This window comes from Marinomonas sp. ABL3_031 (assembly GCF_056161265.1).
On sequence record NZ_JBSWYU010000006.1, the window covers coordinates 44146 to 62441 of the forward strand.

Consider the following 18296-nt stretch of genomic DNA (forward strand, 5'->3'; position numbering starts at 1 on the left):
ATATGGAAATGATTAAACAATTATTAGCGCAATCTCGACGCACTATGGCATTGGCTATTGTCGCCAGTGCTTTAAGTGCGGTAGCGGGTGTGATGATTATTGGCGGCGTGAATTACACTCTTGAAAATGGTTTTGAATCGCTAACATTGGCCGTACTTGCCTATCTTGCTATGGTCGCCATCTTGTTTATGAGTGGGGTGTGGTCTCAGTCACTTTTGGTTGGTCTTGGGCATAAAATGGTTTACCAACTTCGCTTGCAGCTGGTTAAGCGCATTCTCAATACCTCGTTAGAACGTCAAGAGCAACTCGGCGGACCTGCACTTTATAATGTTCTGACTCGCGATGTCACCATGGTTGCAAACGCGACAAAGCAACTCCCTGTGTCTTTGTACAATGGACTTCTCTTACTCGCGGGAATTAGCTATCTAGCGTGGCTCTCTCCAGTACTTTTCTTATGTACAGTATTGTTGGTGGTGCTTGGAGTATGGGGCGACTTTAAGTTAGTCGGGCGAATTAAAAAGATGATGGCGGATGTGCGTCGCTATGATGAAGCGTTGTTTGAGCAGTACGAAGCGGTAATCGAAGGGCGGAACGAGCTTGGTTTGAGTCAACCGCGTCGCCAGCACCTTTTTGAGCACCGTATAGAGCCCGCAGCTAGAGGCGCGATGAATACCGCGATCAAAGCGGATCTTCTGTGGGCGATTAACCTAAACTGGACGACTGTCTTAGTATTTTCTTTGATTGGTATGGTCTTCTTTTTAGGGATGACATTAGAGTCTATTACCCAAGATGTTGTGGTTGGTTATGTGCTGACCACCATGTTTTTGCGTACTCCCATTGCGATGATTCTTGAGGCGATTCCTGCGGTATTACGAGGGACGGTCGCACTTAAAGCCATTGATACACTGAACTTAGCGGAGGCGCAGCTAACGGATGAAGCGAGTGAAACGGTTCAGGATATAACGTTTGAATCACTTCAGTTAAAAGCTGCTTGTTATCAATATCCTCAGCAAGGTGACGAGACTGGCTTTGTACTGGGGCCAGTTGACTTTCAGCTTAAGCGAGGCGAACTCGTTTTTCTCATTGGTGGAAACGGCAGTGGCAAATCGACACTCGCGAAATTATTAACGGGTTTGTATCTGCCGACAGGCGGCATGGTTTTATTTAACGGTGTGACTGTGAACCAAGATAATGTGGCGAGCTACCGAGCCTGTTTCTCGACTATCTTTCCAAATTTCTTTTTATTCGATGACGTACTGGATGGAAAAGGCTCAGAGCAGTCCGGTGTTTCTTCTGAACCCTTTTTTGATAAGCGTGTTGAGCATTATCTGAAACGTCTTGCGATTGATCATAAAGTCTCAATCGAGAATGGGCAATTATCTACCACATCCTTGTCTCAGGGGCAGCGTAAACGTTTGGCTTTGCTTTTGACTTATATGGAAGATCGACAAGTACTGTTGCTGGATGAATGGGCGGCTGATCAAGATCCGGTATTCCGCGATGTTTTTTATCGAGAAATATTGCCAGAGCTAAAAGCAGCGGGTAAGACGATTATTGCAATCAGTCATGATGATCGCTACTTTGATGCAGCGGATCGGCTATATAAACTGGACAGAGGCCAAATCAGCACGTTTGACGAAAGTGTGGACTCATTGTTTGGGAAAACGGATACAAAAAAACAAGCTCAAGTATCCTAGATGAGTCCTCGTAAATACGTCTAGGGTCTCATTAGATGCAAAGAGTCTTTGTTTGAAAGAAAGGCTCAGTTTTTGATAGAGAACGGACATAGTGAAAGGTGTTAAAAGGTAATGGATGCAATTGAAGCATTGATGAGCAGACGATCTTACGCACGGGGAAATTTAATAGAGCCTGCTCCGAGTGAAGTTGAGCTTGAAACCATTCTTCAAGCGGCAATGACAGTACCGGACCATGGAAACTTAAAGCCCTGGCGCTTTGTTGTCGTCCACGGGCAGGGGATTCAAGATTTATCTTTACTCGTTAAAGAAAAGTATGCAACGTCTATGTCAGAAGAGCATTTAGAAGCCTTTGTAAGGGAGATTGCGTCTACGCCTATGATGATTTTCGTGTGTTCTAATCTCACTTTGGATCATCATGTGCCTGTGTTGGATCAACATCTAGCAGGAGGCGCTGCTTGCGAGCATATTTTACTGGCTTGTCATGCGATGGGGTTTGCTGGAATTTGGCATTCTCTTGAGGTAGATGATGATCTGCGTCATCTGATGCAGCTAAAGCCTGAAGACAACCTTAGCGGTGTGTTGTCCATTGGTACCCCTAAACGCACTTCCAAGGCTAAGCGCAAGCCATTTTCAGATTATACTCAAACGTGGGATATGGAGCATGGCTTGCAGAAATGGAAAGTGGATAAGAGAGCACTAAATGTTTTAAGGGGGGGATTTAGAGCTATATTACCTTTTATATTCGCCGAGTTTTTCCTTAAACCATTCTATAAACTCGGATTCAAGAAGGTAAAAATGTCCACCTTGAAACTCAAATTGTTCAAAGGCTAACGATGTGTATCGACACCATCCATTCAATGCGTTGTATGGAACCTGATCGTCCGAATTTCCCCCTAATGCGATAATTGGAATAGGTAACTTTGGTGTGCCCGCGTGATGTCGCTCATAGACGTAATCATCGTGCAGTTTAAAGTCCGCTCGTACTATCGGCAACATAAGCTCCTGAAAATCAGGCGATTCTAGCAATTCAGATGGGGTGCCCCCCATTGTTCTTAACAGCTCCAGCAAGGCGTTCTTGCTCAAATTACTTCTACGTTCCTCTGATGGCATGAAATGAGGCGCTTTTCGAGCTGATGCCCACAGTGCTTTGGGAAGGGCGTAAGACCTTTTCTGAAGCTCAATACATACTTCCCAACCAATGAGCGCGCCGAGGCTGTGACCGAATAGACTAAAGTCTGTGATTTCAGACTGTGTGATCGTATCTGCTACCTCCTTTGCGAGTGATTGTATCGACGGCGCAAACTTGTCACAAAAGCGTGTTCCCCTTCCTGGATATTCTATCGGTATAACATGAGTCTCTTTCAGTTTTTCATTCCAATTTCTGTACATGGATGCAGAGCTGCCTGCACTTGGTAGACAAAACATATGGTGTGATTGCGTATTCAGGGTAGAAATATAATGTGGAGGTTGGTCGTTCATAGGTGCGGTTCTTTAACCCTTGATCAAACTGACTTTAGAAATCGTGATTTAGATAGCTTTTTATGTAGCGAAGCCAACTGGAAACTTAATAAACAATACTGTCATTCTGGATACGGTGAGCTTTCCTGCAAAGAATCTTGTTTCATTTTTTTGATAAGAAATCTTTAATGCTTAAAAGGTAAGTATAATTAATAATAAGTCATTACAAAATATTGACAATGATATCGCAAATAACAATAATTCGCATTCAGTTTTTTAAATTTAATTAAATTAATAACTTGGTTTTGTAAATAGCATAGGAAGATAACTCATGAAAAAAACGGTAGTGGCTCGTATAGTCGACCGCGAAAATAAAAAGAAAGTAATAGGAGCATGGATCCTGTCTTTGTTCGCTATCCCAATGGCCATTGCTGCTGATACCGATACTGATACCGATGCAGACTCAACTGAGCAACTTGATACGCTTGTTGTTCGTGGTACAGATTTGAGTCGTTATGAGTTTGATGAAGCGGAATCGGCAACCGGTTTTAATGCGGATATCGACGAAATTCCACGTACCGTTCAAGTTATTCCGGAACAGTTAATCCTTGATCAAAACTCAAAAGATCTTAATGATGTATTATCAAACTCCGCAGCAGTAACCCGCTCTGACGGTTTTGGCGGCGCAGAAACCGAAGTGAACATACGAGGCTTTGGTAATGAATATTTGTTTGTTGACGGTAACCCTGTAAGTAGTCGTTATAATATTGATGTCGCAAATATTGAAAGTGTTGAAGTTGTTCTTGGGCCTGCGTCTGTGTTACACGGTCAAGTAAGCCCTGGTGGTATGGTGAATGTGGTTACCAAGAAACCACAGGTAGAAAGTGCCCATTCTGTGCAAGTCGATTTAGACGAATACGGAAAGAAAAAATTGACGTTAGACAGTACCGGTTCTCTTTCTGATGAAGTTCAATACCGAATCGTTATGAGTGGTGAAGATTCTGAAACCTTCCGTGAAGTGGTTACGGAAGATGGTACATTTAACACCGAGCGTAAAAGTTTGATGGTTTCGCCGTCTTTAAGCTATACCCCTGACGATCAAAACACCTTCACTGTTCGCCTAAGTCACACCGAACAAGAGCTTCCTATTGACCGTGGTACAGTGATGGTGAATGATGGAAATGATAACTTCTCTATTGCTGATATACCAAGAGAGCGCATGTTAGGTAGTGAGTACGATATTCGTGACAGTGAAGAAGACTTACTTCAATTTGATTGGGATTACGAGCTTGATAATGGTTGGACGAATAAGTTCAAATTGGGCTACTACGAAAAGGAGTTTGATGATTACCAGACTAGGGCTGTTCGTGGTTTCAATACAGGTACGATTGATGACTATGGAAATATCACTAATATCATTACGGCGGCTCAAGGAGGAGTGCTAGTTAATTCTGTTCAAGCGATTAACAATTTGCTTGCACGCCGAGTAGACTTTAATGATATGAAACTGAGTGATGTGTTTTTGTCGAATAGTCTATCAGGAGACTATGAGTTTGCTGGGCTGGACAACACGCTTTATCTCGGTGCTAATTTTCATAGTCAAAAGGAAGACTCCACGGACTCGTTAGCGTTAACGTCTTTAGGAAGCTCAACGGTTGTTGATCTTGATGTGATCGACATTTCAAATCCAGTACAAGCCTCTAACTCGAAACTTGAACCAACCGCTATCAGTAATAGTGACACAACGACAAATGAGTTCGGTGTTTCTATCCAAAACTTGACTTACCTAACAGATCGTCTGAACGTTCTGACAGGTTTACGTTATGACCGATATGACTTGGATGGGAAGAATAAAACTTTCTATACGACGTCAAACAGTATTTCATACACAGAGCTTGAAACACCAAATGAGCAGGACATCGACAGTTCAAATGACAATGTAAGTGGTCAGCTAGGCGCTATCTATGATGTGACTAACGAATTGTCTACCTATGTATCTTATGCGGAGTCATTTAAACCAAATTTTCCGACGATTACGGAAGGTGTCTATAGCGGAGATTTTGATCCGGAAACAGCCAAGCAAGTGGAAGTTGGAATAAAGTCCAGCGCTTTTGATGACAAACTCCGTGTAAGTCTGTCAGCGTATAAGCTGGAGCGAAAAAACGTAGCAACCGTTGATGATAATTTAAATACCATATTGAATGGTAAGACGGAAACGAGCGGTGTCGATCTAAGTAGTTCAATTCAGTTTCTCGATGGGTTGAATGTGTTGGCGTCTTATTCTTATATGGACGCTGAAATCGCAGACTCGAACGATGGGTCAAATGATGGTAATACTCCGTACAATATTCCTGAAAACAAAGCTCGACTTTGGGGGTCCTACGAAATTCAAGATGGTGATTTAGCTGGTCTAGGATTTGGGCTTGGTGCAGAGTATGTCGATAAACGTTTCGGTAACGATGACAATACCTTTGTTTTACCTAGCTACACGGTTTATGATGCTGCCGTTTGGTATTACTTGCCACTTAGCGGAGAAAAGAAACTGCGTCTTAATGCTGGTATAAAAAATCTTACGGATGAAACCTATTATACTGCCAGTGGTAGTAATGTTTACCGAATTAGCGTTGGCGATCCTAGAACCTTTTACGCGACAGCTCGCCTAGAGTTCTAAGTCTTTATATCACTTAGAATACAACAACGGCGTCACTTTTTAAGTGGCGCCGATTTTTCGTTTTTGGAGAATGGACGTTCGAATGTTAGTAGTCGAACACCTGAATGCAGGTTATAAAAAAAAGCAGGTTTTACACGAGGTGTCGCTGAATTTCCCTGAAGGCGAATTTACCACTTTAATGGGCGCTAATGGATGCGGTAAGACGACGCTATTGCATGCTATTTCAGGATTGCTACCCGTACAGTCTGGACATGTTCAATTAAATGACGAGCCTTTGCTGAAGTTAAGTCGAAAAGAGGTGGCAAAACGTTTGGCATTGCTGCCGCAAGTCGCAATGAGTCCCGCTGGGTTGACCGCACGTGAGTTAATTATGCAAGGGCGCTTTCCTTGGCAAAGTTGGTGGAGGCAATGGTCTGAGCAAGATGAAAAAGCGGTTAATGAGGCAGTTGAGGTAACGGGTGTATCTGATTATCTAGATACTCCTCTTGAGCAATTATCAGGTGGTCAGCGTCAGCGTTGTTGGATAGCTATGACCCTTGCACAAGATTCCCCGGTTTTGCTGTTGGACGAACCGACAACCTATCTCGATGTCGCGCATCAGGCTGAATTGATGAACCTGATTTCTTCTCTCAAGTCCAAAGGAAAAACCATCATTGCGGTGCTGCATGATCTGAACCAAGCGGCAACTTACTCAGATCGTCTTGTCATGATGAAGTCTGGCGAAATTTTTTGTGAAGGCGAGGTGGAAACGGTTTTCACGAAAGACAATCTTCAGCAGGTGTTTGGTCTGGATGCACATATTGTCCGTGATCCTCATAATGATAATCCGATTGCCTTGCCTGTTGTCGATGCCAATGTTTCAGCAAATAAACAATCTGATATCCAGTCTGCAAAAAAATTAGAAGGTGAGCTGCGAGTATGATGATGGAAGTACATTCTCCCAGCTATATAACGCAGCGCCTTTCCTTATCTCGGTTAAGTGGGGCTTTTGTTCTCTGTGTGGTTCTGCTCCTTGCTTCTTTTGTGCATCTTAGTGTTGGCGCAAAAAGTTTAGATTGGATGACCATTTGGCATGCCTTAACCGCCTATGACCCATCCGATTTGGATCAAGCTATTGTCCGCGAAAGCCGTCAAGCTCGACTGTTGGTTGCCTTGATGGTGGGGGCTGCACTAGCGCTTGCAGGTGTCATTATGCAGGCAATCAGCAGTAATCCATTGGCGGATCCAGGTCTGTTGGGGATTAATAGTGGTGCGGCTTTTTTTGTTGTTGCCAGTCTGCTTTTCTTGCCATCGTTAAGTCATCACTATCTCCCCGTTTTTGCTTTCTTAGGAGCGACGTTTGCTGCGCTACTGGTGATGGCTCTTAGTGGTGGTCAACAAAATTCTGAACGATTGATTTTAGCCGGGGTGGCAATCACGGCTTTGTTTGCGTCCATGACTGCGATTTTACTACTGATTGATCAGCAAGGACTGGATAAATTGCGACATTGGTTAACAGGCGCCATTGGGGCATCTGATCTGAAAAAATTAGAGTGGGTGTATCCTTACTTGTTTGGCGCGGTTCTTTATAGCTTTGTATTGGTTCGATCGTTAAACGCGTTTCATCTTGGAGAGCGAGTTGCTGCGAGTTTAGGGGTCAATGTCATGCTCCTAAAGCTAAGTGGGTTGGTGCTGGTGGTGATCTTATCCGGTTCCGTGGTGGCAGTCGCGGGGCCAATCGGTTTTGTAGGGCTGGTTGTTCCACATATGGCTCGCTTGTTGATTCGAAATAGCTATGTCTGGCTGTTTGTTTACTCTTTGTTGCTGGGTGCACTTTTGTTGGTGTTATCCGATATTGCGGCGCGAATGATTCTCAGGCCTTACGAAATTAATACTGGTATTGTAACTGCTTTTGTTGGGGCGCCTGTTTTTATTGCACTGGTATTAGGGAAAATGCGATGAAAGCGATTCTTTTTTCTCCTCGTTCAATAAGGCTAGGTTTTTCTTCTAAAGTAAATTTTCATGCTCGGGCGAGCGACCTTTTTTGGTTGATGTTTTTCATTGCTGTGCTGGTGTTTTTGTTTCTTTGGTCTGCTGCGACAGGCAGTTATCAATTATCGGTATGGGATAGTTGGAGTATTGTCTTTGATCCTGCCTCTATGCCGGATAGGTTGGTGCAGGTGATATGGGAATTTCGTTTGCCTAGGATGTTTGCCGCTGCGCTATGTGGTGCGGCTCTCGCTATAGCCGGAGTGGTGTTGCAGTCGATTACTCGCAATGCATTGGCATCCCCTGGACTAATTGGTGTTGAGGCGGGGGCAAGTGCGACCATGTTGGTTTTTGTTGTCATCTTACCCAGTGTCATTCCTATTGTTTTTTTACCTGTCACCGCCATGCTTGGAGGATTTGTTGTCGCCTCTTTTATCTGGGTATTGTCTTCGGCGGCGGGTTATTCGCCTGTGCGTTTGGTCTTGATAGGCGTTGGCATAACGTCGATGTTAAGCGCATTTTCTGAGATGTTGATTACCTATGGTGATATTGAGCTAGTGGAGTCAGCTCTCATGTGGCTTGGAGGAAGTCTTTATCAGACCTCATGGCAACAAGTCTATGTCATGGTATTTTGGCTTGTGATTCCTGGCACTCTAATTTGGCTTAGCTTTAGACAACTTAATTTGCTTGTTCTAGGTGATAAGGTCGCCTTTTCCAAAGGGGTTGATAACCGCAAGACAGTTCCATTTCTATTGTTTCTGAGCGTCGCGTTAACCTCTGCTTCAGTTGCGACGGCGGGTACATTAACCTTTGTTGGGTTAATCGCTCCGCATATCGCACGACGTTTTTGTTCAAACCGCCATGGTGCGTTGATTCCGTTATCGGCTCTGATTGGAGCCTGTTTGGTTGTGTTGGGAGACACGTTAGGAAGAAGCGCGTTTGCCCCGCTGCAATTGCCAGCAGGATTAGTATTGGTGCTTGTTGGAGCGCCTTATTTCATTATTTTGATGGGGCGTTTAAAGCGCTAATGTGGAAGCTATTTATCTAGGTAAAAGGAAGAGTTATGAGAGCTTTTAAGCAAGTTTCGATGTTAATTATCGGCGTGTTAAGTATTGTGAGTGTCTCAGTGCATTCTGCAGAGACGCGCACGTTTGAGAATCAGTTTGGCAAAGTTGAAGTGCCAGTCAATCCAAAGTGTGTTGTCTCTCTGCATGATTTTAGTTTGACGATACAGTTATACGAGCTTGGTATTCGTCCTTGTGGCTCTGTCGCGCGAAAGCGCTTTTGGTCTGAGCCCTATTTTCGAGGCGTTCAGCATCGCTTCGATACAACTGATCTTTCCTATGTCGGGAGCCATAAGGCACCGGATGAAGAAGCAATCGCAGCGTTAAATCCAGATTTGATTGTAGGCTTGTCTTATCAGGATAAGTTTAAAGAAAAATTATCCCATATTGCTCCCGTTGTTATTTTGCCAACCAATGAAACTTCGATTGAGGAATGGGCGGGCCAACTGGCGGACATAGTTGGCGAAACGGCTCGTTTTAAAGATCAGCAAAGGGAATATCATTGGATTATCAGTGAGTTTAAGCGCTTAATTCCACACCCAGAAAACATTACCGTGACCACATTGGAAGTCTATGAAGATAATTTCCAATTGATTGGACGTGGTGGTTTGGATGAGGTGATCGATGATATGGGATTAGGCCGTCCAGAAGGTTATCTCAAAGCAAAACAAGGGATTAACTACAGTCTTGAACGTATTAGTGATATGGATGCGGATATCATTATAGATACTTATGAGCCTTTGCTGAACAGCCGCGAAGATACAGCAGAATTTCGAGAATCACCGCAGTGGAAAAATCTTTTTGCTGTTCAAAACAATCAGTTTTTGTATTTCAATCGCAGTCGCTTTGGAGAGTCAATGGATGGCCTGATCGGTTCTGCCTATTTGCTATTTTCACATATTGTTGAGAGAGAACTTAAAACGCAAAAGCCTTTTAAAGAAAAATAATGGATTCTTAATAAATTTCATTGATCCATGATTGGAACTTAAGACAACAGGAAAGAGAGCGAAAATAGTTTTATTAGCAATCTAGTTGAAACTTTTGTCGCCAGCGTTGTGCTTTTTCAGTTTCGTTATGCTCAAGCCATTGTATCGCTTGGTCTAGGTTGATCACCTGATCACTGTTATACGGGATTGGGTTCTGCGCTTCGGCGAGGTCTCTCAGACGTTGAGTATACCAGGCTGTAATGCCTCCAGTTGGTGGTGCTGAGAAACGAGGAAAGCTTGGGTCTGTTGCTAAGACGTTAGATGCCCAATCCTTCGCCAATGCGGGATTGAGGGCTAAAGCACGAGCCAGGCCGATGGCATCGGCGCTTTTTGTTGCAAGAGTATAAAGTGCTTGTTGGCGTGTTTTGAAACCACCCGTTACCACGATGGGAATGCGTGTTAGCTGTTTGGCTTGCTTGGCGAAGTCGACAAAATAGGGACCAGTAGATACCTTATCAGAGCTGGATGAGGCCCCAGGAAAATAAGAGCCGCCGCTGATTTCAATCAGATCGAGTGACGATGAATCCAATAGACGGATCGCCGCAAGGGAATCTTCTTGGCTTAATCCGCCAGTTAGCTGATCGGAGGAATTGATTTTAATGCCGATGGGAAAATTGCTTCCTACAACTTGGCGAACTTGGTCAATAATTTGCAGAATCAAACTGAGTCGATGCTGAATATCACCACCGTATTCATCTTGTCGGCGATTGAACAAGGGCGATAAAAATTGACTCAACAAAAAACCGTGTCCTGCATGAATCTGCACGCCACCAAAACCAACTTGCTGGGCGATTCTGGCCGCATTCGCGTATTGATCAGGCAAGGCTTGTATTTCTGACGTTGTCAAAGCATCGCATTGAAACTGTTCCAATGACAGGGCAGAAGGCCCTTTAGAAATCCTTGTGACAGAGCTTGTCGCAAGGCAACCAGCATGACCAAGTTGCGGCCAAAGGTGCATCTTATGTTGGCTTGCTGATTGGCTAAGTTGCTGAAGCTTTGCTAAGTTGGCCTCTTGATGGAATAAAAGATTGGCTGCGGATTCTGGCGCATCTGGCAGCACTTGCACCTCACCAATTAAGGCAAGGCCAACACCGCCTAATGCCCATTTTTCATATAAGCTTGCTTGCCATTCAGTGCTGTTGCCTTCGCCGTCCCCTAAACCGTCCGACATGGCGGATTTGACAATACGATTTTTTAACACAGCACCACATGGCAATGTGAGTGGCTGGAAAAGTAATGAATCTGATGTCTCAGAAAGCTTTGTCATCTTATCTCCAGTAGGTTAACTCATTTGTCTCTCTGTTTGAGTAGAGAAGTTTGGGTAGACTGTGTTAATGGATATTACCAATTGGATGCAGAAGTTCTCAAGACGGATTTACCAATGCGATGGAAGCTGATTGAAGAAATCGCTTTAGAAAGAGGTTATTTGGATATTTTCAATCAATCGCAAAAAGCACTTGCTGATAGTCGATCAAATTATCGACTATCGGAATGTGGGGACATAGACGCTGCAAGTCTTTGCTGCTTAGCGATGCAAAACCTGTCTTTATCGAATGGCTGGCTGCACACATATATCTTAATAACGCAATAGCTGGGGCGAGACGGCACATTTTGAAAGATATGGTGGCGGCGAATGAGGCAAGCCGGGACAAAATCCTCTGACTTGTTGGTCATCTCTTTAGCTTCTCTATTGCCTGTATAAAGGGCTCGCAAACTCGCCCTTCGACCGCACTATTTCATCATATAACACCCACTTTATTTATATCGGTGAAATTTTAAGTAAAGTGTGAAATTTGGTAGTTTCAGTAATTATTAGTGCTTTATTTTGATCGTAATAAAATTTTAGATATTTTAACTGACTAAGATTATTTTTTAAGAGGATTGTTTCTTTATCATGTTGAATTTGGCAGTATAATTTCAACGCTTAATTATTCTATGGTGAAAATTCCTGAGTTAGAGGAAAAAGTATGTTCTATCGCGATACATGGGCTGAAATTGACCTAGATCGAATTGCGCACAATGTCAGTTCCATAAAACATCATTCGGGGTATGAGCATCTTTTTGCTGTTGTGAAGGCTAACGCCTATGGTCACGGTGATGTTGAAGTAGCTAGGGTTGCATTAGAATCCGGTGCGACACACTTGTCCGTTGCCTTTCTCGATGAAGCACTTAAGCTTCGCAAAGCCATTAAAGATGTGCCGATATTGGTCATGGGGCCTATCCGTGTTGAGGACCTTGCTGTCGCGGCGGAAAATACGATCCACGTCACTGCACACGATCTGAACTGGATCGAAAGTATTGCCTCGTATCGCGGTGTGCCAGTGAATGTTCATTTGAAAATCGATTCTGGTATGAATCGAATCGGCTTGAGCAGTGCAGTCGAACTTGAACAAGCAATAGCCAGCCTTTCCGCTCATCCACATATTAAGCTTGTCGGTTTATTTACTCACTTTTCGACAGCGGACAGCTGCAAAGATTACTATACGAAACAACTGCAGGCAGTAGAAGAATTCACCTCAGCCATCGATTTATCCGCATTCCAATTTGTCCACAATGCAAACAGTGCGGCGTTGCTGCATCATGAACCGCATAAAAATGCGAACAGTGGCCGTCTTGGCATTGCAATGTATGGTTTAGCTCCGGGAACCGAGTTTGATATGCCTGTTGAGCTGAAACAAGCCTTTTCATTGCACAGCAAGGTCACTCAGGTAAAAAGTCTCAATGCCGGTGAAAAAGTTGGTTACGGGGCAACCTATGAAGCGCCAGAAGGAGCGCGGATTGCCACCATTTCCATTGGTTATGCGGATGGATGGTTGCGATACCACCAGAACCGCAAGGTTAGTATAGATTCACGAAAATACCCCATTGTGGGGCGTGTCTGCATGGATCAATCCATGCTGCTGGTTGACGACAAGGTGAAGGTAGGTGATCAGGTGAATTTACTTGATGACGTATGCACAGTTGATATGGCGGCACAGGATCTACAGACCATTAATTATGAAATTGTTTGTTCCATCTCTGATCGAGTGCCACGCCGATATAAGCTGGCTGGGCAACTCCTGTCTGAACGAAATGATCGCTTCTGCTAGAAGCGCCAACAGTAATAGGTTAACGAAAAATGAACTTACAAACTTTATCTCCAGTTGAACTTCGTCGCGCAATACGTACGGGGGAACTAAATGGTAACACGTCAGGTCTAGCACAAGGTTTTGTGCAATGTAATTTGGCCATCTTACCGGCGGATTGGGCAAATGATTTTCTGAAATTTTGTCAGCTGAATCCTAAGCCTTGTCCATTGGTTGGTATGTCTGCTCAGCCTGGAGACATAGGTATTGCCGAGTTGGCTGAAGATATGGACATTCGCTCCGACGTTCCTAAATATCGTATTTTTAAAGACGGTAAATTTGTTGAAGAAGTCGAAGATGCGACTGAGTATTGGCGTGATGATCTGGTGGTTTTTGCACTGGGTTGTTCTTTTTCTTTTGAGGAAGCCTTACTAGCGGACGGTCTTGATGTACGAAACATTTCTGAAGGCGTTAATGTGCCTATGTATCGCACCAACATTGAGTGTAAGCCAGCAGGTCGTTTTAGTGGTACTAATGTGGTATCCATGCGTCCGATGAAGCCTGCTGATGCTATTCGAGCTATCCAAATTTGTAGCCGTTTTCCATCTGTTCACGGCGCACCTGTTCACTTTGGCGATCCTGCAGCAATTGGTATCAAAGACATCAACTCTCCAGACTTCGGTGATGCGGTGACCATCAAAGAAGGTGAAGTGCCTGTTTTCTGGGCGTGTGGCGTAACGCCACAAGTGGCATTAGAACAAGCGAAACCGCCGTTCTGTATAACGCACAGCCCAGGCCATATGTTGATTTCCGATCTTCCAAACAGCCGTCTGGCGATTCTGTAATTCGAGGCGTCTGACTATGAAACTTAATTGTGATTTAGGGGAAAGCTTCGGTTCTTGGAAAATGGGCATGGACGATCTAGTCATGCCACATATTGATCAGGCTAACATTGCTTGTGGTTTCCATGGCGGAGACCCAGTGGTTATGCAACGAACATTAGCATTGGCGAAAGAACACAAAGTCGAAGTGGGTGCGCATCCAGCGTACCCAGATTTGGTTGGATTTGGTCGTCGTTCGATGAACTGCAGTGAAACCGAAATTATTGCCTTTGTTCAATATCAAATTGCGGCAATGGATGGCATGGCCTTGTCTCAAGATATTGAGATTCAATACGTTAAGCCACACGGCGCACTCTACAACGACATGATGGCGAAAGCGCCAGTCCGAGCGGCGATCATGAAAGCCATTGCAACTTACCACCGCCCTGTAAAACTTATGCTGCAAGCCACACCGCAAAGTGAAGAGCACCGTGTTGAAGCTAAAAACGCGGGCATTGAAGTGCTCTTTGAAGCCTTTGCTGATCGCTGCTATGACGACGATGGTAAGCTCCTAGCGCGCAGTAAAGCGGGTGCTGTGCATTCTCGAGAGAAAATGCTTGCGCAAGTGAAACAACTGAATGACCAAGGTACCTTGACTACGGTAAGTGGTCATACGCTAAAAGTAGATGCCGATACGCTTTGCGTTCATGGCGATAACGAAGAGGGTGTGCAAGCCATCGAAGAAATTCGTAAGGTGATCTACTCATGAGGGTCGAAGTCGCAGGTGAAAATGCCCTGATACTTTATGTAGGCACACATGGCGAAGAGGGTGTTGCTAATCGAGTAGAGCAGGTAACTAGGCTGTTAAAAGCAGATCTTGGTGAACTATTGATTGATCTTGTGCCGTCATACGCAAGTGTTCTCATCATTTTCAACCTTTTCCGCTGTGATCATCTTAAGGTGCGCCAATCTATTCGCAAACTTGAGTCTCAACTCACCAACGAATCCAGTACGAGTGGTCGCATTGTCACCTTGCCTGTGTATTATGGTGCCGAGGTGGGGGCAGATTTAGAAGCGTTAGCGCGTAGCGCAGGGTTAGCAACAGAGGAAGTCATTCATCTTCATCAGGCGACAGGTTATCGTGTCTATGCCATCGGCTTTGCGCCAGGCTTCGCTTACTTAGGGGATGTGGATGAACGCATTGCTGCGCCTCGTCTTGCCACGCCAAGACAACGTGTGCCTCGCGGTGCGGTTGCGATTGCAGATCGTCAGACTGCGGTCTATCCAGCGGTCTCTCCAGGTGGTTGGAATTTGATTGGCCGTTGTCCGCAACGAATGTTTAACCCAGATCAAGAGCCCAGTATGCCTGTTCAAGTAGGGGACGTGGTTCATTTCCAGTCCGTTAGCCGAGATGACTTTTTATCGCTTGGAGGTGAACTGGATGACTGATTCTATAAAGGCAGCCAATAACACAGGTTTCATTGTTAAACAGCCAGGTATAATGACCCTGATTCAAGATGCCGGTCGCTACGGTCAGCATGGTATAGGCTTAACCGTTGGTGGTCCATTGGATGCGGAAGCTTTTCGTTGGGCAAATCGTCTATGCTCGAACGACATCGGAGCCACCGCTCTTGAGGTTAGCTTCGGTGGCTTGGTTCTAGAAGCGCAGATAAACACTTTTATCGCGCTTGCTGGTGCGGACATGCCTATTTCAATTAATGGCGAAGAACAACCTATGTGGCAAACCCTAGCAGTGAAAGTTGGTGATCAGATCAAACTCGGATTCGCCACTAGCGGTAGCCGAGCCTATCTTGCCGTGGCGGGGGGGCTGAATGTTCCGCATAGCTTTGGTAGTACTGCGACTGTGGTACGAGAAGGTATCGGCGGTCTTGCTAACGAAAAAGCCGGTGCCAAGCTTGGCAAAGATGATCTTCTTGAATGCTCTGAAAACACAGTGGTTGAGATTCTGACATTGCCCGAGGAGCAGCGTCCCGATTACTCAAAAGAAGTGACCTTGCGCGTGATCTTAGGTTACCAGAAGGATGCCTTTACTGACCTTCAAGTGGCTAAGTTCCTTTCTAGTAAATACACCACAACGGATCGTAGTGACCGAATGGGTTACCGTTTGGAAGGGCCAGAAATAAAACCTTCGATCGATGGGATTTTATCGGAAGGAATATGTCATGGCGCGATTCAAGTGCCAGCAGATGGACAGCCGATCATCTTATTGAATGACCGCCAAACAATAGGTGGTTATCCCAAAATTGGCTCTGTTTTGTCTCTGGATACGGGCAAATTAGCGCAGCTGACACCCGGCTCCAAAGTGAGCTTTGAAGCGATCACAATTGATGATGCACACAACCTTCATATGCTGGCAAAGCATCGCGAAGAGTCTGCTGAGTTAGTTCATATTTGATAAATGATTAAGCGAGAGTATTGGCAAATGACAACTCAGAGAAGTATTCAAGACAGCGTCTTAGAGGCGGTAAAACTCAGCGCAGAGATCGAAGATCTGCTGGTCGCTCGCAACCCTAGAGGTATGAAAACTGTTCAAGCTTCTATGCTAAAAGGGTATTGTTTACGTGCGGCCATGATGATGCAGCAATGTGATGGCTATGTGTTGATAGGTACTGGCTTCCCTGTGGCGGGGACGTTTGAGACCGATGGTCCTGTCGGGGCAATTTCTTTGTATCGGGCATTCGAAGCGCTTGGTGCAAAACCTGTTATGGTGTGTGGTGATCCATTGGCGTCGGCGATTTCAACCGACTTCACCATTGAACAGTTACCCATTGGCGAAACCTCTATCGAAGAGCGTAAAACAAAAGCGGCTAGTATTCTAGAAAAGTACAATCCGCAATTGGTCATTTCCATCGAGCGACCCGGTCAAGCAGAAGATGCTGGCTACTACAACATGCGGGGGGAATCCATTTCGCCTAATTCCGCGAGCTTTGATGAAATTATGCTCGAAGCGGGTTGCCCGACGATAGCCATTGGCGATGGTGGCAATGAAATTGGTATGGGCAATGTTCGCCCAGCGTTACGAAGCCTAGACATCACACCGGCCGTCACTCGTTGTAGTGAATTGGTGGTCGCTGATGTCTCGAACTGGGGCGGCCATGCATTGGTCGCCGTGCTTGGCTGGCTGTCAGGCAAAGATCTTTTGGCAGGTTTTGATAATAAAGAAGTGCTTTCTTACCTTTCTAAGAAAGGCAGTGTCGATGGCGTTACGCGAGAAAACACATTAACGGAAGATAGCTTACCCCTTACCGACGGGGAAGATATGTTGCTTAAGTTACGTCAACTCACGGGTTTTGTTAGTTACTAAAATAGCGTTAAAGCGGCTGTGATAATCATTTTAATGGTCCGCTGATAAAAATTGGAGATAATAATGAGTCTTGTATATCTAAATGGCGAATACATGCCAATGTCTGAAGCTAAAATTTCACCAATGGATCGTGGTTTTTTGTTTGGTGATGGCATTTATGAAGTGATTCCATCTTATGACGGTAAACTGGTTGGTTTTGGGCCGCACATCGATCGCATGAACGAAGGCATGGGCTTAATTGACATCAAACTTGATTACTCTCACGATAAATGGCGCGCCGTGTGCGACAAGCTTATTGCTGAAAATGGCGGTGGTGACTTAGGTATCTACCTTCATGTTTCTCGTGGTACCGATTCTAAACGTTTTCATGCGTACCCTGAGAATGTTGAGCCGACAGTGTATGCGTTTGCATTTGAGATTGCCCCTGCACCAAAAGCAGATAAAGCCTCTGCTAAGCAATACAAGGTATCTTCAACGCAAGATCTACGTTGGAAGCGTTGTAACATCAAGTCTACTGCGCTACTGGGTAACGTGATGCATTTCCAACAGGGCCATGCAGCGGGTAACAACGAAATTATCCTATACAACGCTGACAACGAAATGACCGAAGGCAGCGCATGTAATGCTTACATCGTAAAAGACGGCGTGGTGATTACACCGCCATTAGATCACCAAATCCTTCCAGGTATCACACGTCTAATGTTACTGGATATTCTGCGCAAAGATGCTTCTATCAAAGTAGAAGAACGTGTTGTGAGCATGGACGAAGTGCGTAACGCAGATGAAATCTGGCTAACCAGCTCAAGTAAAGAGATTGCTCCTGTTGTTGAACTGGATGGCAAACCTGTGGGCAATGGTCAGGTTGGTGATGTTTGGGAAAAAGCGCAAGCATTGTATAGCGCTGGTAAATACAATTACTAAGCTGACATTAGAGCCTAGGTTTAAGTCGGTAACCCGAGATAATCTTACCGACTTAAACCAACTTCCAGTCTTGCCAAACCTAAACCAACCCTTCGCCGATACCCCATTTACTAGAAATGCCGTAAAAACCTGCCAAGAGCGCTTTTTACGCCGATGAATGAACTCATCCCATAACACTCGCTTGAAGCTTAAAAAGGAATGTTTTCACTGTCCATGGTGAAATCCTCTTGATGCCAGCGCAATCATGGCCTATTCTGGACGCTCTCCCTGGATCAGCAGACAGGGTAATAACTGAGCTGGCTATTTGACGGAATCCTATT

17 protein-coding genes are annotated in these 18296 nt (G+C 44.8%); 15 read left to right on the plus strand and 2 right to left on the minus strand.

Annotation, left to right across the window (positions count from 1 at the left end):
* Positions 1-2 precede the first annotated feature (2 nt).
* Positions 3-1697, plus strand: a complete 1695-nt coding sequence (locus ACXAH2_RS08470) for a cyclic peptide export ABC transporter (protein ID WP_475077850.1) — start codon at positions 3-5, stop codon at positions 1695-1697.
* Positions 1698-1808: 111 nt separating this feature from the next.
* Entirely contained in the window at positions 1809-2528 is a 720-nt protein-coding gene (locus tag ACXAH2_RS08475) for a nitroreductase family protein (protein WP_475077851.1), read from the plus strand.
* Here the strand turns inward: ACXAH2_RS08475 and ACXAH2_RS08480 are convergent.
* Positions 2427-3176 carry a thioesterase II family protein gene (locus tag ACXAH2_RS08480; RefSeq protein WP_475077853.1) on the minus strand — a complete coding sequence of 250 codons (750 nt, stop codon included), beginning with the start codon at positions 3174-3176 and terminating at the stop codon, positions 2427-2429. The genes ACXAH2_RS08475 and ACXAH2_RS08480 overlap by 102 nt on opposite strands.
* A 310-nt stretch (positions 3177-3486) precedes the next feature.
* Between ACXAH2_RS08480 and ACXAH2_RS08485 the strand changes: the two genes are divergently transcribed.
* The 5 genes from ACXAH2_RS08485 (at position 3487) to ACXAH2_RS08505 (ending at position 9805) form a co-directional block, all read left to right on the plus strand.
* The gene (locus ACXAH2_RS08485; RefSeq protein ID WP_475077855.1) at positions 3487-5826 is read left to right on the plus strand and encodes a TonB-dependent siderophore receptor; all 2340 of its coding nucleotides are present in this window, start codon (positions 3487-3489) and stop codon (positions 5824-5826) included.
* A gap of 82 nt (positions 5827-5908) precedes the next feature.
* Complete coding sequence (locus ACXAH2_RS08490) at positions 5909-6748, plus strand: ABC transporter ATP-binding protein (RefSeq protein WP_475077856.1); 840 nt, start codon at positions 5909-5911, stop codon at positions 6746-6748.
* Positions 6745-7767 (plus strand): FecCD family ABC transporter permease, encoded by a 1023-nt coding sequence (locus ACXAH2_RS08495; protein WP_475077857.1) that lies wholly within the window; start codon positions 6745-6747, stop codon positions 7765-7767. The genes ACXAH2_RS08490 and ACXAH2_RS08495 overlap by 4 nt, the downstream gene beginning before the upstream one ends.
* Positions 7764-8822 (plus strand): FecCD family ABC transporter permease, encoded by a 1059-nt coding sequence (locus tag ACXAH2_RS08500; RefSeq protein ID WP_475077858.1) that lies wholly within the window; start codon positions 7764-7766, stop codon positions 8820-8822. Before ACXAH2_RS08495 ends, ACXAH2_RS08500 begins: the two co-directional genes overlap by 4 nt.
* Positions 8823-8857: 35 nt before the next feature.
* Positions 8858-9805 (plus strand): ABC transporter substrate-binding protein, encoded by a 948-nt coding sequence (locus ACXAH2_RS08505; RefSeq protein ID WP_475077859.1) that lies wholly within the window; start codon positions 8858-8860, stop codon positions 9803-9805.
* 73 nt (positions 9806-9878) lie between these two features.
* Here ACXAH2_RS08505 and ACXAH2_RS08510 read toward each other — a convergent pair whose 3' ends face one another.
* Positions 9879-11111, minus strand: a complete 1233-nt coding sequence (locus tag ACXAH2_RS08510; RefSeq protein WP_475077860.1) for an oxidoreductase — start codon at positions 11109-11111, stop codon at positions 9879-9881.
* 81 nt (positions 11112-11192) lie between these two features.
* On the opposite strand from ACXAH2_RS08510, the gene ACXAH2_RS08515 reads away from it, so the two are divergent.
* From ACXAH2_RS08515 to ACXAH2_RS08550, 8 genes are all read left to right on the plus strand, one after another.
* Positions 11193-11435 (plus strand): hypothetical protein, encoded by a 243-nt coding sequence (locus ACXAH2_RS08515; RefSeq protein ID WP_475077861.1) that lies wholly within the window; start codon positions 11193-11195, stop codon positions 11433-11435.
* 376 nt (positions 11436-11811) lie between these two features.
* Positions 11812-12933 (plus strand): alanine racemase, encoded by a 1122-nt coding sequence (alr, locus tag ACXAH2_RS08520; protein WP_475077863.1) that lies wholly within the window; start codon positions 11812-11814, stop codon positions 12931-12933.
* A gap of 29 nt (positions 12934-12962) precedes the next feature.
* Positions 12963-13754 carry a putative hydro-lyase gene (locus tag ACXAH2_RS08525; RefSeq protein WP_475077865.1) on the plus strand — a complete coding sequence of 264 codons (792 nt, stop codon included), beginning with the start codon at positions 12963-12965 and terminating at the stop codon, positions 13752-13754.
* A gap of 16 nt (positions 13755-13770) precedes the next feature.
* Positions 13771-14499 (plus strand): 5-oxoprolinase subunit PxpA, encoded by a 729-nt coding sequence (locus ACXAH2_RS08530; protein ID WP_475077867.1) that lies wholly within the window; start codon positions 13771-13773, stop codon positions 14497-14499.
* Positions 14496-15179 (plus strand): 5-oxoprolinase subunit PxpB, encoded by a 684-nt coding sequence (pxpB, locus tag ACXAH2_RS08535; protein ID WP_475077868.1) that lies wholly within the window; start codon positions 14496-14498, stop codon positions 15177-15179. Before ACXAH2_RS08530 ends, pxpB begins: the two co-directional genes overlap by 4 nt.
* Positions 15172-16146, plus strand: a complete 975-nt coding sequence (locus ACXAH2_RS08540) for a 5-oxoprolinase subunit C family protein (RefSeq protein WP_475077870.1) — start codon at positions 15172-15174, stop codon at positions 16144-16146. Before pxpB ends, ACXAH2_RS08540 begins: the two co-directional genes overlap by 8 nt.
* Before the next feature lie 27 nt (positions 16147-16173).
* Positions 16174-17055 carry a DUF4392 domain-containing protein gene (locus tag ACXAH2_RS08545; protein ID WP_475077872.1) on the plus strand — a complete coding sequence of 294 codons (882 nt, stop codon included), beginning with the start codon at positions 16174-16176 and terminating at the stop codon, positions 17053-17055.
* 63 nt (positions 17056-17118) lie between these two features.
* Positions 17119-17976 (plus strand): D-amino acid aminotransferase, encoded by an 858-nt coding sequence (locus ACXAH2_RS08550; protein ID WP_475077874.1) that lies wholly within the window; start codon positions 17119-17121, stop codon positions 17974-17976.
* Positions 17977-18296 lie beyond the last annotated feature (320 nt).

Coding starts and splice junctions, on each gene's coding strand:
- ACXAH2_RS08470 (WP_475077850.1), top strand. CDS start 3: ATGGAAATGATTAAACAATTATTAGCGCAATCTCGACGCACTATGGCA.
- ACXAH2_RS08475 (WP_475077851.1), top strand. CDS start 1,809: ATGGATGCAATTGAAGCATTGATGAGCAGACGATCTTACGCACGGGGA.
- ACXAH2_RS08480 (WP_475077853.1), bottom strand. CDS start 3,176: ATGAACGACCAACCTCCACATTATATTTCTACCCTGAATACGCAATCA.
- ACXAH2_RS08485 (WP_475077855.1), top strand. CDS start 3,487: ATGAAAAAAACGGTAGTGGCTCGTATAGTCGACCGCGAAAATAAAAAG.
- ACXAH2_RS08490 (WP_475077856.1), top strand. CDS start 5,909: ATGTTAGTAGTCGAACACCTGAATGCAGGTTATAAAAAAAAGCAGGTT.
- ACXAH2_RS08495 (WP_475077857.1), top strand. CDS start 6,745: ATGATGATGGAAGTACATTCTCCCAGCTATATAACGCAGCGCCTTTCC.
- ACXAH2_RS08500 (WP_475077858.1), top strand. CDS start 7,764: ATGAAAGCGATTCTTTTTTCTCCTCGTTCAATAAGGCTAGGTTTTTCT.
- ACXAH2_RS08505 (WP_475077859.1), top strand. CDS start 8,858: ATGAGAGCTTTTAAGCAAGTTTCGATGTTAATTATCGGCGTGTTAAGT.
- ACXAH2_RS08510 (WP_475077860.1), bottom strand. CDS start 11,111: ATGACAAAGCTTTCTGAGACATCAGATTCATTACTTTTCCAGCCACTC.
- alr (WP_475077863.1), top strand. CDS start 11,812: ATGTTCTATCGCGATACATGGGCTGAAATTGACCTAGATCGAATTGCG.
- ACXAH2_RS08525 (WP_475077865.1), top strand. CDS start 12,963: ATGAACTTACAAACTTTATCTCCAGTTGAACTTCGTCGCGCAATACGT.
- ACXAH2_RS08530 (WP_475077867.1), top strand. CDS start 13,771: ATGAAACTTAATTGTGATTTAGGGGAAAGCTTCGGTTCTTGGAAAATG.
- pxpB (WP_475077868.1), top strand. CDS start 14,496: ATGAGGGTCGAAGTCGCAGGTGAAAATGCCCTGATACTTTATGTAGGC.
- ACXAH2_RS08540 (WP_475077870.1), top strand. CDS start 15,172: ATGACTGATTCTATAAAGGCAGCCAATAACACAGGTTTCATTGTTAAA.
- ACXAH2_RS08545 (WP_475077872.1), top strand. CDS start 16,174: ATGACAACTCAGAGAAGTATTCAAGACAGCGTCTTAGAGGCGGTAAAA.
- ACXAH2_RS08550 (WP_475077874.1), top strand. CDS start 17,119: ATGAGTCTTGTATATCTAAATGGCGAATACATGCCAATGTCTGAAGCT.